General features: G+C 70.6%; 10 protein-coding genes and 3 pseudogenes. 10 read left to right on the top strand and 3 right to left on the bottom strand.

Annotated features, from left to right (window positions below):
* The first annotated feature begins 120 nt into the window (after positions 1-120).
* A complete protein-coding gene (locus OG736_RS04595) occupies positions 121-1191 on the top strand; it encodes a hypothetical protein (protein WP_327181268.1) in 1071 nt (356 codons plus the stop codon).
* Positions 1192-1213: 22 nt separating this feature from the next.
* Here OG736_RS04595 and OG736_RS04590 read toward each other — a convergent pair whose 3' ends face one another.
* Positions 1214-2242: an acyl-CoA dehydrogenase family protein gene (locus OG736_RS04590; protein WP_327181267.1), complete on the bottom strand. Its 1029-nt coding sequence runs from the start codon at positions 2240-2242 to the stop codon at positions 1214-1216.
* Positions 2243-2339: 97 nt separating this feature from the next.
* On the opposite strand from OG736_RS04590, the gene OG736_RS04585 reads away from it, so the two are divergent.
* The 8 genes and pseudogenes from OG736_RS04585 to tnpA form a co-directional block, all read left to right on the top strand.
* Positions 2340-2690 carry a YciI family protein gene (locus OG736_RS04585; RefSeq protein WP_327181266.1) on the top strand — a complete coding sequence of 117 codons (351 nt, stop codon included), beginning with the start codon at positions 2340-2342 and terminating at the stop codon, positions 2688-2690.
* The gene (locus OG736_RS04580; protein ID WP_327181265.1) at positions 2690-3889 is read left to right on the top strand and encodes an RNA polymerase sigma factor; all 1200 of its coding nucleotides are present in this window, start codon (positions 2690-2692) and stop codon (positions 3887-3889) included. Before OG736_RS04585 ends, OG736_RS04580 begins: the two co-directional genes overlap by 1 nt.
* Before the next feature lie 135 nt (positions 3890-4024).
* Complete coding sequence (locus OG736_RS04575; protein WP_327181264.1) at positions 4025-5350, top strand: aldehyde dehydrogenase family protein; 1326 nt, start codon at positions 4025-4027, stop codon at positions 5348-5350.
* A gap of 285 nt (positions 5351-5635) precedes the next feature.
* Positions 5636-5800 (top strand): hypothetical protein, encoded by a 165-nt coding sequence (locus OG736_RS04570; protein WP_160160046.1) that lies wholly within the window; start codon positions 5636-5638, stop codon positions 5798-5800.
* On the top strand, positions 5797-6363 hold the full coding sequence (locus tag OG736_RS04565) for a sigma-70 family RNA polymerase sigma factor (RefSeq protein WP_327181263.1): 567 nt from the start codon (positions 5797-5799) through the stop codon (positions 6361-6363). The genes OG736_RS04570 and OG736_RS04565 overlap by 4 nt, the downstream gene beginning before the upstream one ends.
* Positions 6360-7226: a hypothetical protein gene (locus tag OG736_RS04560; RefSeq protein ID WP_327181262.1), complete on the top strand. Its 867-nt coding sequence runs from the start codon at positions 6360-6362 to the stop codon at positions 7224-7226. The genes OG736_RS04565 and OG736_RS04560 overlap by 4 nt, the downstream gene beginning before the upstream one ends.
* Before the next feature lie 52 nt (positions 7227-7278).
* Positions 7279-8199 carry an aldo/keto reductase gene (locus OG736_RS04555; protein WP_327181261.1) on the top strand — a complete coding sequence of 307 codons (921 nt, stop codon included), beginning with the start codon at positions 7279-7281 and terminating at the stop codon, positions 8197-8199.
* Positions 8200-8238: 39 nt separating this feature from the next.
* Positions 8239-8487 (top strand): annotated as a pseudogene (tnpA, locus tag OG736_RS04550) (IS200/IS605 family transposase); the annotation flags it as partial.
* Between the two features lie 26 nt (positions 8488-8513).
* Here the strand turns inward: tnpA and OG736_RS04545 are convergent.
* Positions 8514-9161 (bottom strand): annotated as a pseudogene (locus OG736_RS04545) (IS701 family transposase); the annotation flags it as partial.
* Between the two features lie 72 nt (positions 9162-9233).
* Here OG736_RS04545 and OG736_RS04540 point away from each other — a divergent pair.
* Positions 9234-9812 (top strand): annotated as a pseudogene (locus OG736_RS04540) (transposase).
* Between the two features lie 361 nt (positions 9813-10173).
* Here OG736_RS04540 and OG736_RS04535 read toward each other — a convergent pair.
* Positions 10174-11916: an endo-1,4-beta-xylanase gene (locus OG736_RS04535; protein ID WP_327181260.1), complete on the bottom strand. Its 1743-nt coding sequence runs from the start codon at positions 11914-11916 to the stop codon at positions 10174-10176.
* Between the last annotated feature and the right edge of the window lie 579 nt (positions 11917-12495).

The following is a 12495-nucleotide window of genomic DNA, read 5'->3' as shown; positions in this document are numbered from 1 at the left end:
CCACCGCGGTCGCGATGGCGGGCCCTGGCGAAAGCGCGACTCGCCTGTCTCGAGGTACAGCTGAGACGAGAAGAGACCAGGCGACCGTGCGACGACTGCCGCAGGGCTTACCTCGACGGCGTGAAAGGTCATCTCGACAAGGCCCGTTCCGCGGCCGACGAGGTGTTCGGGTGGCGGCGGCCCTGGTCCGGCTCGATCGCCCGTGAAGGCGTCTGGTCGAATCTGCGCGGCGCCGACGTGCTGCTGCTCCGACTGGTGCCCGACGCGGAGGTCGTGGGCCGCGCGAGCGAGGTCATGGCGCTGGTCGAGCGGCATCTGGACGAGGGCGACCCACGGCGCGTCAGGCTCGCCCAACGGATCCGGCACATCGTCGCGGGTGAGCTGACGCCGGGCGACCGCGAACTGCTGGCCCGGGCGCTCGACAGCGCGTACAGCAACCTGGACGCCGAACTGGCCCGGGTCCGGAGCCTGCGCAACATGCTCTGGACCGCGACGGTCCTCGTCCTCGTCGGTGTGGCGGGCCTTGCGCTCTACGGTTGGTTGGACCCCCGCTCGCTCAGCCTGTGTTTCGCGCCCAAGGCCAGTGCCGGTGACCCCAACCAGATGCATGTCGTCTGCCCCAGCGCGGAGTACCACGACAGAACGGCGAACACCGTTCCCAGTGACCTCGCCCGGCCGCAGGACATCCTCACGGTCGAGATCGCCGGGCTGGTCGGCGCGGCACTCACCGTCATCGCCTCGCTGCGACGCATCCGGGGCACCAGCGCCCCCTACATGCTCCCGCTGGCGTCGGCGGCGCTGAAGTTCCCGACCGGCGCCCTGTCGGCCTTCCTCGGGGTGTTGCTGATCAGGGGCGCCTTCGTGCCCGGGCTCAGCGACCTGGACAGCAGGGCGCAGGTTCTCGCCTGGGCCGCGGTCTTCGGCGCCGCCCAACACCTGGTGACCCGCCTGGTCGACGATCGGGCGCAGCTGACGCTGTCGGAGGTGGGCGGACCGACCGGAGTGGTGGGCGACCGGGAGAAGGCCGCCTTCCTGGAGGACGACGGGCCCGGGCGGGCCGGGACGACGGGACCACCTGCTGCCGTGGAGCGAGCCGGCGCCGGATCCCCCGGTGACCCGGGCGAGCACACGGACGGCGGCCCGGCGGCGGAGACGACGGTGACGCGACCCGGACGGGAAGCCGACCGGTGAACCGGATCGCGTGCGTGCCCCGTCAGGCGGTCAGAGCGTCGAGGTGAGCCGCGCGTGACTCCCGCGTCTGGGCCTGGACCATGAGGAACAGGGCTTCCCGCGCCAGGCGTTGGGCCTTGTTCGTCAGCAGCATGGAGCGGCCGCCGCCGGTCACCACCGCCGCCGTGGTGGCCGTCCGCATCACCTCGGACGCCTGTGTCCGCAGGGCGAGGCGGTCCGCCAGGTGCTCATGGGGAGCCGAACCGTCGGTGAGGGCGTAGGCCTGGGTGCGGACCTCCGTGAGACGGGCGCGCAGCGGGGCCGCCGTGTCCTCGTCCAGCAGGGTCAGCGCCGCCTCGGTGATTCCGAAGACCGCCGGGTTGGCGTTCACCGTGTTGAGGCGGTCCGCCGCCGACCAGCGCTCGCGCAGGGTGCGCAGCGCGACCGCCTCCTCCGGAAGCCACAGGCCGTCCAGTTCCAGGGAGACCGTGCGGGCCGCGGTGAGGGCGGCGAGGCGCAGCGGGGCCGAGGCCCGCAGACCCGGCTGCTCCCGCGCCTCGGTGAAGGCGAACAGGACCTCGTCGGTGTCGGTGAGTCCGGCGAGCAGCAGCACGTCGTTGAGGCCCCACCCCGTGTACCAGGGGACCGTCCCGTCGAAGCGCCAGCCGGCCCGCTCCCGGGTGACCCGGACGGGGATGCGCGGGTAGGCCCGCAGGTGCGCGTACGCCACTCCCGAGAGCAGCTCACCGGTCGCCAGCGGACCCAGCAGGCGCTCGCGAGCCGGGCCCTCGTTCCTGGCCAGGGTCAGTACCGGCGTGTGGTGCTGCGCCTGCACGAACCAGGTCGAGCAGCACGCCCCGGCCAGGATCTCCGTCGTCTCGCGCAGCACCGCACCGGGTGCCGCGGCCCCGCCGTACTCCTTCGGCGCGTTCAGCCCGAGCAGGCCCGAGCGCCTGATCTCCGCGAGGTGGCTCGTGGGGACCTCTTCCTGGTCGACCTGTTCGGCGTGCGGGGCGAGGAGTCCGTCCGCGAGGCTGCGGGCGCGCGTGACGAGGGGGTGCGGTGCGGTCATGGGCGGGATTCTTCCGGTTCCGTGGCGCGGGGTGTCGATCCGGCGGGCCGCCGTTCGTGTAGGAGGTGACACAACGGCATGCGACACGGAGGACGTCATGAAGTACTACCTGCTCAGCGTGATCACGCCCACCGAGGGCGAACCCCCGTCGGCCGAGGGGATGGCGGAGATCAACCGCAACCTCGAGACGTTCCACCGGGAGCTGCGCGAGGCCGACGCCTGGGTGTTCGCCGGAGGGCTGCACGGGCCGGAGACGGCCACCGTGCTGCGGCCGGGCGGCGGCGACGTCCTCGTCACCGACGGGCCGTACGCCGAGGGCAAGGAGTACCTCGGCGGGATCTGTCTGATCAAGGCGCCGGATCTGGACGCCGCCCTGCACTGGGGGCGCCGGGCGACCTGGGCGACGACCCTTCCCATCGAGGTGCGCCCCTTCATGGGCGAGGCCTGATGTCCGTCGACGTCGAGGCCGTGTTCCGTGCGGAGTACGGCCGGGCCGTCGCCGTCCTGGTCCGTTTCCTCGGTGACATCGACCTCGCCGAGGAGGCGGTGCAGGACGCCTTCACCACGGCCGTCGGGAGCTGGCCGCGGACCGGTGCGCCGCCGAGCCCGGCGGGCTGGATCATCACCACCGCCCGCAACCGGGCCGTCGACCGGCTGCGCCGGGAGGCCACCCGGGACGCCCGGCACGCCGAGGCCTCCCTGCTGTACGCCACCGAGCCACCCGTGGAGGAGGGCCCCGTGCGCGACGACCGGCTCCGTCTGATCTTCACCTGCTGCCACCCCGCGCTGGCGCCGCAGGCGCAGGTCGCCCTGACCCTGCGCCTCCTCGGCGGCCTCACCACCGCCCGGCTCGCCCGCGCCTTCCTCGTCCCGGAGCCGACCATGGCCCAGCGGCTGGTCCGCGCCAAGGCGAAGATCCGGGACGCGCGCATCCCGTACCGCGTGCCGCACGACGCCGACCTGCCCGACCGGCTGAACGGCGTGCTCGCCGTCGTCTACCTGATCTTCAACGAGGGGTACGGGGGCGACCCGGGCCTGTGCGCCGAGGCCCTGCGCCTGGGCCGGCTCCTCACCGAGCTGATGCCGGACGAGCCCGAGGTCACCGGACTGCTGGCGCTGATGCTGCTCGTCCACTCTCGCCGGACCGCGCGGGAGGACGCAGACGGCACGCTCGTACCGCTGCCCGCGCAGGACCGCGGCCGATGGGACCGGGACCTGGTCAGCGAGGGGCAGTCGCTCGTCCGTCGCTGTCTGCGCCGCGACCGGCCGGGGCCGTACCAGATCCAGGCCGCGATCCAGGCTGTCCACAGCGATGCGCCGACCGCCGCCGACACCGACTGGCGGCAGATCCTGCGCCTGTACGACCAGCTCATGGAGCTCGTCGCGAGCCCGGTCGTGGCGCTGAACCGGGCGGTCGCCCTGGCGGAGACGGAAGGCCCGGGCCGGGCCCTCGACCTCGTCGACGCGCTGGACCTCGACGGTTACCACGTCTGGCACGCGGTCCGCGCCGACCTGCTGCGCCGCCTGGGCCGGGTCACCGAGGCCGCGCGGGCCTACGAGGCGGCCCGCGCGCTGAGCGAGAGCCCGGCGGAACGGGCCTTCCTCGACGAGCGCAGACACGCGCTCACCGAAGAGGCCGGGGAGTAGTCGGCGCCACCGGGAATGTATTTTGGTGCATGAAAGGTTGGCATATACATCGAGCTGACGCTCGCACCGAGAACGAGCCGACCGCTCGCACCGAGACCCCAGGGCCGCAAGGCCCGCGCACCCCAGCGAGGCACCGTGACCACCCCCGCCACCCCCGAGCAGCCCGCCGACGTCGTAGCCAGGCTGCGCGCCACCTTCCGCACCGGCCGCACCAAGCCCGTCGCCTGGCGCAAGGATCAGCTGCGCCGCCTGCGCGAGCTGCTCACCGAGCGGGGCGCCGACCTGGCCGACGCCCTCCACACCGACCTGGGCAAGAGCTCCGCCGAGGCGTACCGCACCGAGATCGACTTCACGGTCCGGGAGATCGACCACACCCTCGACCACCTGGACGCGTGGCTGCGCCCCGAGTCCGCTCCGGTCCCGGCCCACCTCGGCGCCGACGCCACCGCGTGGACGCAGGTCGACCCGCTCGGCGTGGTCCTCGTCATCGCGCCCTGGAACTACCCCGCGCAGCTCCTGCTCGCCCCGCTGGTCGGCGCCCTCGCCGCCGGAAACGCGGTGGTCGTCAAGCCCAGCGAGCTCGCGCCCGCCACCTCCGCCGCGCTGGCCCGGCTGCTGCCGGCGTATCTCGACACCGACTCCGTCGCCGTCGTCGAGGGCGGGATCCCGGAGACCACCGCCCTGCTGGCCGAGCGCTTCGACCACATCTTCTACACGGGCAACGGCGCCGTCGGCCGCGTCGTCCTGCGCGCCGCCGCCGAGCACCTCACCCCCGTCACTCTCGAACTCGGCGGCAAGTCCCCGGCGTTCGTCGACCGCGACGCCGATCTCTCCGTCGTCGCCGACCGGCTGGCCCGCGGCAAGTTCCTCAACGCCGGCCAGACCTGCGTCGCCCCCGACTACGTCCTCACCGACCCGGAGACGGCCGCCGCCCTCGAACCCCTGCTGACCCGCGCGGTCGAGACGCTCTACGGGACCGACCCGCAGGCCTCCGACGCCTACGGCCGCATCATCAACGAACGCCACTTCGACCGGCTCGCAGCTCTGCTCGACTCCGGCCGGATCGTGGTCGGCGGCGGCAACGACCGTGCGGACAAGTACCTCGCGCCCACCGTCCTCGCCGACGTTGATCCCGGGTCCCCCGTGATGCGGGAGGAGATCTTCGGCCCGATCCTGCCGATCGTCACCGTCGAAGGCCTGGACGAGGCGATCGGCTTCATCAACGACCGCGACAAGCCCCTCGCCCTGTACGTCTTCACCGAGTCCGGCGAGACCCGGAGCCGCATCGCCGCCGAGACCTCTTCCGGCGGCCTCGGCTACGGCCTGCCCCTCGCCCATCTCACCGTCTCCGACCTGCCGTTCGGCGGAGTGGGCGAGAGCGGCATGGGCAACTACCACGGCCGCTGGTCCATCGAGACGTTCAGCCACCGCAAGGCGGTGCTGGCGAAGCCGCTGCACTGAACCGCGCGAGGCGCGGGCAGCGGGTGCGGACGGCGGGCCCGGGCAGTGGGATCGGGCGGGCGAAAACGGACGGGAGTGAGCGGAAGTAGCCCGCCAAGCGGCAGCCGGGGAAGCGGTATTAGCCCGGAACGGCACGGTCCGTAGTCCGAAACGGCCAATTCCATCGGACTTTCGAATCCGGAGTGCACGAAACGGCACCGCCGGACGCCGTGGAGGCAGAAGGTGTGACCGATGCCTTCCGGGGTCCCTGAGCCCCGCACAGCCAGCGGAAGGACCGAAGGGTCCGTGAACGACCAGTTCGAACAGCTCGCCCGCGACGTGGCGTTGTCCGTACTCGCCCTCCGGGTCTTCGGACCCGGGGTCCTCACCCTCGCGCGTCGGTTCGTCGCCGCACTCGTGCGGGTGGGCGTCCGGGAAATGGACCATCGCCTCCCGGGAGGCGATCGGTGACCCAGGAGGAGTTGCGGCCCGCGGGCAACCCGCGGGCGCCGGAGAAGCTGCCCCTGGACTTCAGCGCCTTCCACCAGATGCACCGCCCGCGCTACGTCCGCGAGGCCGAGCGCTGTCTGCGCTGCCGCGCGGACGCCGAGGAGGCCGTGGACGAGGCGTTCGTCCAACTCGCCCGGCAGTGGCCGCGGATACTGAGCGCCGAGAACCCCGCCGCCTACGCCTGGCGCGTGATGAAGAACCGCGTCATCGACCACGCCCGGGCCCGCGGCCGGCGCGCCACGCTGATGGACACGGCCGTCTTCGAGACGGTCACGCTCCAGGGCGCCGAGGACGCCTTCGAGGTGATCGAGCAGAACCTGCGGCTGTTCCGGGCGATCTCCGCCCTCCCCGAGCGCCAGCGGGACGTCATCCGGCTGCGCTACTGCGAGGGCTACAGCACCGCCGACGTGGCGTTCCAGCTGGGAATCACCGAGGCCGGGGTGCGTTCCACCGAGCGCTACGCCAAACGCCGACTGCGGGAGATCTACACATCGTGCGCCGAGGAGGAGGCGGAGCGGTCATGACCTTCGACACCGTGAGCGACATCGACACCCTGCTGGCCGGGGCGCGGCTGATACCCACGGCCCCCTACAGCCGCTCGGACATCGAGGCCGCCGAGGCCCGTATCGCCGCCCGGGTCGCGGCGGGCGGCCCCGACGGGCCCGCGGCGCGGGTGTGCCCGCAGCGCGCCGCGGCGGCCCACAGGCCCCCGCGGGTGCACCCCGCGGCGCGGGACCTCCGAGCGCTCTGCGAGGCGCTGCTGACCCGCCCCGGCGCCCTGACGGGCCTCGGCAACTTCCTGGGCAGCTCGCTGCCCGAGCCCTCCGGCGCACGGATCCTCGGCAGCCTCCTGTACCTCGCGGACTGCGAGGACAGCGCCCGCTTCTGGTGGCAGTACGGCGCCGGGGCATCGGACACCGTCTCCGGGTACTGCCTCTACCTCCACCACCGCTCGATGGGGGAGGACGACGAGGCCGACTGGTGGCTGCGCCACACGGAGATCACCCCCGCCACGCTGAGCCGGGAGGCCACCGAACTGGAGATCGCCACGGCGCTGCATGTGCTCAGCGGTCTGCGCCGCGGCGGGAGAGGACTGCCCAGGGCGTTGCGGGCGCTCGTCGAGTACGTGCCGGCCGTGGTCGGCTTCGTCGACGACGACCTCGAACTCCCCCTCCCCGACGGCGATCTGGCCGAGATCGTGGAGGAGGTCGTCGCCCATGGCACACCCCCCGCCAAAGAGCGCCGGCGCGCCAGGTCCGGCGCGCTGCCCGAACGCCGGGAGCCGGCCGTGCACACCGTGTCCTCGGCCACCCCGCGCACGGCCCGGCCCTGGAGCCGCGACGTCCAGGAAGCGCTGCGCAAGTGTGAGGAGACCGTGGCCTGTTGAGGGCCCGTGACACCGGCTCGTGCCGCTGCGCGGCGCGTGCGAGACTGCCCGGATGACCTCCGCAACGATCACCGCGGACGCCGCGGGCACCTGGGACATCGGCGGCCTGACGGTCGGCCGCATCGGCTTCGGCGCGATGCGGCTGACCGGCAGCGCGGCCTTCCACCTCGGCACGCCGAGCGACCGCGGCCGCTCGATCGCCGTTCTGCGCAAGGCGATCGAACTCGGCGTGAACCACATCGACACCGCCGCCTTCTACTTCTCCGCCCTCCGCTCCGCCAACGAGCTGATCAACAGCGCGCTCGCCCCGTACCCGGACGACCTGCTGATCGCCACCAAGGTCGGCCCCTTCCGCGACTGGTCGGGGGAGTGGGGCACCTCGGCCCGCCCCGAGGACCTGCGCGGCCACGTGGAGGAGAACCTGCGCCAACTCGGCCGCGACCACCTCGACCTGGTGTACCTGCGCCGGATGCGCCAGGACTCGGTCGCTGAGCACTTCGGCGCCCTCGCCGAACTGCGCGCCGCTGGACTGATCCGCCACCTCGGCGTCTCCGACGTCGAACCCCGCCATCTCGCCGAGGCGCAGGCCATCGCCCCCGTCGTCAGCGTGCAGAACCGCTACGGCCTCGGCCACCACAACCCCGCGACCGATGAACTCCTGCGCGTCTGCGGCGAACAGGACGTCGCCTTCGTGCCATTCTTCGCCATCGCGGGCGACGGCGGAGCGAAGGGCGCCACCACCGCCCACGACGAGGCGGTGCTCGCCGTCGCCCGCGCCCACGACACGTCCCCCGCCGCTGTCCGCCTCGCTTGGACCCTCGCCCAGGGGCCGCATGTGCTGGCCATCCCGGGCACCGGAGACCTCCGCCACCTCACGGAGAACGTCGCGGCGGGCGCGCTGCGCCTTACGGCCGAAGAACTCCACCGCCTGAACACCACGCACCGCGGCGCCGACGGCCCACCGGCCAACTGATCCACCGACGAACTGATCCGCGACGAGCGGCATGCCGCCCTGCTGTCCCTGCTGCCCGCCGGAGGGGGTCGAACAGTCGTATACAGCCTGCACGCACACTTGGTGTTCGTCACCAAGTACCGGCGCGGAGTCATGAACGACGAGGTGCTGACGCGCTGCGAAGAAGTCATGCGCAAGGTGTGCGAGGACTTCGAAGCAGAGCTGAAGGAGTGCAACGGCGAAACCGACCACGTCCACCTGCTCGTGCACTACCCGCCGAAGGTCGCACTTGCCAGCCTGGTCAATACTCCAGCTGTAGATCGTGATCTTGATGTCCGATCGGCGGCCTGTCGGTGGTAGTGGCTGGTCCTGGATCGGGCCTGGTGGCGGCGCCGCCAGAGGGACCAGCGCAGCCGGTGGACCGCCTCGGGCGTGGGTCCGACGAGCGCCGTGAACAGTCGCTGGATCTCGTTGCAGGTGAGCGGTATCAACCCGTCCGGGGCGGGATGGCGCGCATGTTCTGCGGCACGGATGACCGCCAGGAAGGCTCGCCACCTCAACCCGGCGACGCGGACCAGCGTGGCAAGGGGTTCCGGAACGGGCGAGAAGCAACGGTAGTAGGCCCGTTCGCCGGTGGTGCGGTTGCGGCGGATCAGCAGTTGGTGGTGGTGGATCGGTCCGGAGTCGGCCAAGTCGATGACCGCCCAGTCGTAGAAGCGGTGCCCCTTGGCGCCGACCCCGGCCGACAGCTTCTGCCAGGCCCGCTTGGGCACCTTCGCGGCCAGCGCGTCGGCCCGGAACCTGCCCGCACCAGTGATGACGTCCGCCGAGGAGGCGACGGCCAACACGAAGCCGACCCCACGCTCTTCAAGTGCGGTCCGCAGACGCGGGTTGCCGCCGTAGACCTCGTCGCCCGTGACCCAGTCCACGCGGTGTCCGGCGTCGAGGAACCGGCCGATCATTCGCCTCCTTCGCTCCTGTCTAATCCCAACATGCCCCCAGTCACCCCTGTTTGCGCCCTATGGAGAGACGACGCGCATCAGTACTACTGAGACATGTCTAGCCGGCAGCGGCCTTGTCCGAGTGACTTGTCCGACGCCCGTTGGGAACTTCTTGAGCCCACTCTGACAGCCTGGCGTGCCGAACGCAGAGGGAAAGGCTTAGACATAGGCCGGCCGCCCGAGCACGACCTGCGCCGGATCATGGACGCGATCCTCTACGTCGACCGGACCGGAATTCCCTGGCGTTATCTGCCCCACGACTTCGCTCCGTGGGAGACCGTCTACGGGTACTTCGCCGCCTGGCAGAAGCACGCGGTCTTCGACCATCTCAACGGCCTGCTCCGACGCCTCGTCGTCGACAACGGCTAGCGGATCAAAGTCATCGACCATGGTGCCCGCCTCGGCATTGATGTGGAAGTCACTCGCCGCGATCCCGCCCAGAAGGGCTTCAAGGTGATTCCGCGGCGTTGGGTTGTCGAGCGGACCCTCGGCTGGCTCATGCATCACCGCCGCCTGGCCCGCGACTACGAGGCCCTCCCTCACCGGTCCGAAGCCATGGTCCACCTCGCCATGATCGGCCTCATGAGCCGTAGGCTCACTCGCGAATCGACCCCGAACTGGCGCCACGCGTGACCACGGTGTAAAGCACTGTCACGAGCTCGCCGGCCTATGCCGCAATACGCTGAATCGCTGGCCCACTGCATCGACGCAATCATGCAGATGCGGCGTTGGTAGGCCGGCATGCTCACGCATCAGGGCAATGGCCTGCACGTTTCGACCGGCCGAAACGAGGCTGTCCACCTCCAGGCGGACCTCCGCGGACAGCCGGTCCCACAAGGCGTTCTCCATACCTGCATTGATTCCCACGTGCCACCCTCTCGAGCGACCGTGACCTACTCAACTTCGCCGCCTTATCAAACGCCCCTGGCGGAACAAGACGCTCTTTGACTCTCACTACCATCGACACCAAACCGAGAGATCGCACCTCGATTCCTCACGCCTCGTCAAAGGCCTCGAGCAGGCGCTCGTACGCCAGCTTCGGCCGCAGGGCCGCGTCCCACGGCAGGGAATCGGCCGTGCGCGGAGGATAGATCTTGGTGTCGGCGGTGGAACCGTACCGGTCGGTGAATCCCCATGTGGAGAACGATGTGCAGTTCGGCTCCTCCAGGCAGACCCGCAGCTTGCCCGCCATCTCATCAGCCTGGGTCTGCCGCCCGTCCTCCTCGTCCTCACCTATGGGGACGTCCATCTCCGACACCCGCGCCTGAACCCCGAGCTCCGCCAGATCCCGCACATGGCTGCGGAAGGTCTCCGGGTCGATGCGGTCGCCGGGTGCGTACTCATGGTTCTGGAAACCCACGCCGTCGATCGGTACGCCGCGTTCCTTGAGCCGCTTGACCAGACCGTAAAGGGCGTCCCACCGCTCGCCTTCCTCCTCGACCCCGTACTCGTTGAGGAACAGCCGTGCCTTCGGATCGGCCCGGTGGGCCGCCCTGAACGCCTCGTCGATGTACTCCTCGCCCATGGCCTCGAACCACGGGCTCTGCTCGGAGCGCAGACCGAGATCCCCGTTGGTGTAGCTCTTCTCGTCGTCGGACATGGGCTCGTTGACCACATCCCATTCCGCGACTTCTCCCTTGAAGTGCCCGGCGACCATGGCGATGTGCCGGAGCATGGTCCGGCGCACCTCCTCGGGGTCGTCGTTCTCCCGCATCCAGTTGGGCAGAGCCTCGTGCCAGACGAGGGTGTGCGCGTGCACCTTCATGTCGTTTGCGCGGGCGAAGCGTACGAGTAGGTCCGCGTCGCGGAAGTCGTAGACGCCCCGGCGTGGGTGGAGGAACTGTGGCTTGAACGCGTTCTCCGGAGTGAGCATGGAGAACTGGCTCCCCGCGAGCGCCCGGTAGCGTGAGTCGGTGAGCAGCGGGTTCTCGGCCAGGGCGGTGCCGACGTCGAACGGCCGCCCCACGTCTGCGGCCCGCGCACGCAGCGAGTCGTCGGACTGCTCCTGGCGTAGCTGCGGCGCCTTGATCACGCGGAGCGAGTCACCGCTCTCTGCCCGGGCGATCAGCTGCGTCAGACGCCATCCCTCGCGGCGCTCGTCTTCGCCCGCGTCCGCCTCCAGACCGAACCAGACTGTGCCCTCGGCGAACACCCCCGGGTCCTGCACGGTTCCCAGCCGCCGCCCGTCGGCTTTTACGCGGAATGTGTCACCGATGCTCGACACGGCGAGCGTCACCGTCCCGGAGCAGCCGCAGTCGAAATCCTTGGAGGTGGCCGGCTCATCGCCCTCGCCGTCCCATATCTGTACCTTCACTCGTCCGTCGGCGGTCACGCCGACACGGAGTGAGGGCCGCTCCTGCCGCCACTCGTCGTAGATGACCGGTACCCGTCCGTACAGCCGCAGCCATGAGTCGCCGTCATCGTCACCCACACCGGACATGCGCGCGGTGACGGTGAAGTCGCCATCGGACCTAAGATGCGGGCCGGCCAGGTTCAGCGGGGGGTTGGGCTGGCCGCCGGAGGAGTCCTGCTCCACGATGTACCGATCCGATGCGCTGACCCGCAGGATGTCGTTCCGCGCGGTGGTGCCCGGCATCTGCGTCCAGTCGTGGTTCCGCAGCAGGTCTTCGTCGTTTCCGCCGCCCGCGCCTTCGCCCTGCCCCGTACACCCGGCCGCCACCGCCATGACGAGCACCACGGCGGTCAGTCGCTGCCACGTCCCCCCACCAAGGTCCACGGTCCCTCCCACTCTCTTGTTCGAGACGAGATCAACGTCTCGAAGCCGGGCCACAGTTCATCACGTATGAGGTACGGCGGCCTTGTGTGGCACGTCCCAGCTCGTGTGGCGAAGCGGGCCCGGATCGTTGCGGCCTGCGCGGAAGGCGCATCAAACACGCGTGTGCCAGCGAACTTCAGGGTATCCACGGAGACGGTACGCAAGTACGCTCACTGTTCGCTGACCGGCGGATGGTGGGACTGGCGGACGAGCCGCGGCCGGGCCGCCACAAGTCAGAACTGGTACTCAGCGAGGCTGAGCGTACGGAGTTGACGCGCTGGTCGTGACAGGCGATGACGACCGGGCCGGGATCGGCGCCGGGGCTGTTGGTGTCGACATAGGTGATGCACTGCCTGCACGCCGACACCACGCCTGACGAGAACGCCAAGCAGGCTCGGTGCATCGCAGGCTCCTGCCCGCTCCGGCCGCGGACAGCCGATCCCACAAGGCGTTCTCCATACCTGCATTGAATCCCACATGCCACCCTCTCGAGCGACCGTGACCTACTCAACTTCGCCGCCTTATCAAACGCCCCTGGCG

It is taken from the genome of Streptomyces sp. NBC_01334 (assembly GCF_035983595.1).
In the GTDB taxonomy this organism is placed as follows: Bacteria; Actinomycetota; Actinomycetes; order Streptomycetales; family Streptomycetaceae; genus Streptomyces; species Streptomyces coriariae.
Note: the sequence above shows the minus strand (reverse complement) of the source record. Positions and strands in the feature narration are given on the sequence as shown.

Coding starts and splice junctions, on each gene's coding strand:
- OG736_RS04590 (WP_327181267.1), bottom strand. CDS start 2,242: ATGACCGCACCGCACCCCCTCGTCACGCGCGCCCGCAGCCTCGCGGAC.
- OG736_RS04585 (WP_327181266.1), top strand. CDS start 2,340: ATGAAGTACTACCTGCTCAGCGTGATCACGCCCACCGAGGGCGAACCC.
- OG736_RS04580 (WP_327181265.1), top strand. CDS start 2,690: ATGTCCGTCGACGTCGAGGCCGTGTTCCGTGCGGAGTACGGCCGGGCC.
- OG736_RS04560 (WP_327181262.1), top strand. CDS start 6,360: ATGACCTTCGACACCGTGAGCGACATCGACACCCTGCTGGCCGGGGCG.
- OG736_RS04555 (WP_327181261.1), top strand. CDS start 7,279: ATGACCTCCGCAACGATCACCGCGGACGCCGCGGGCACCTGGGACATC.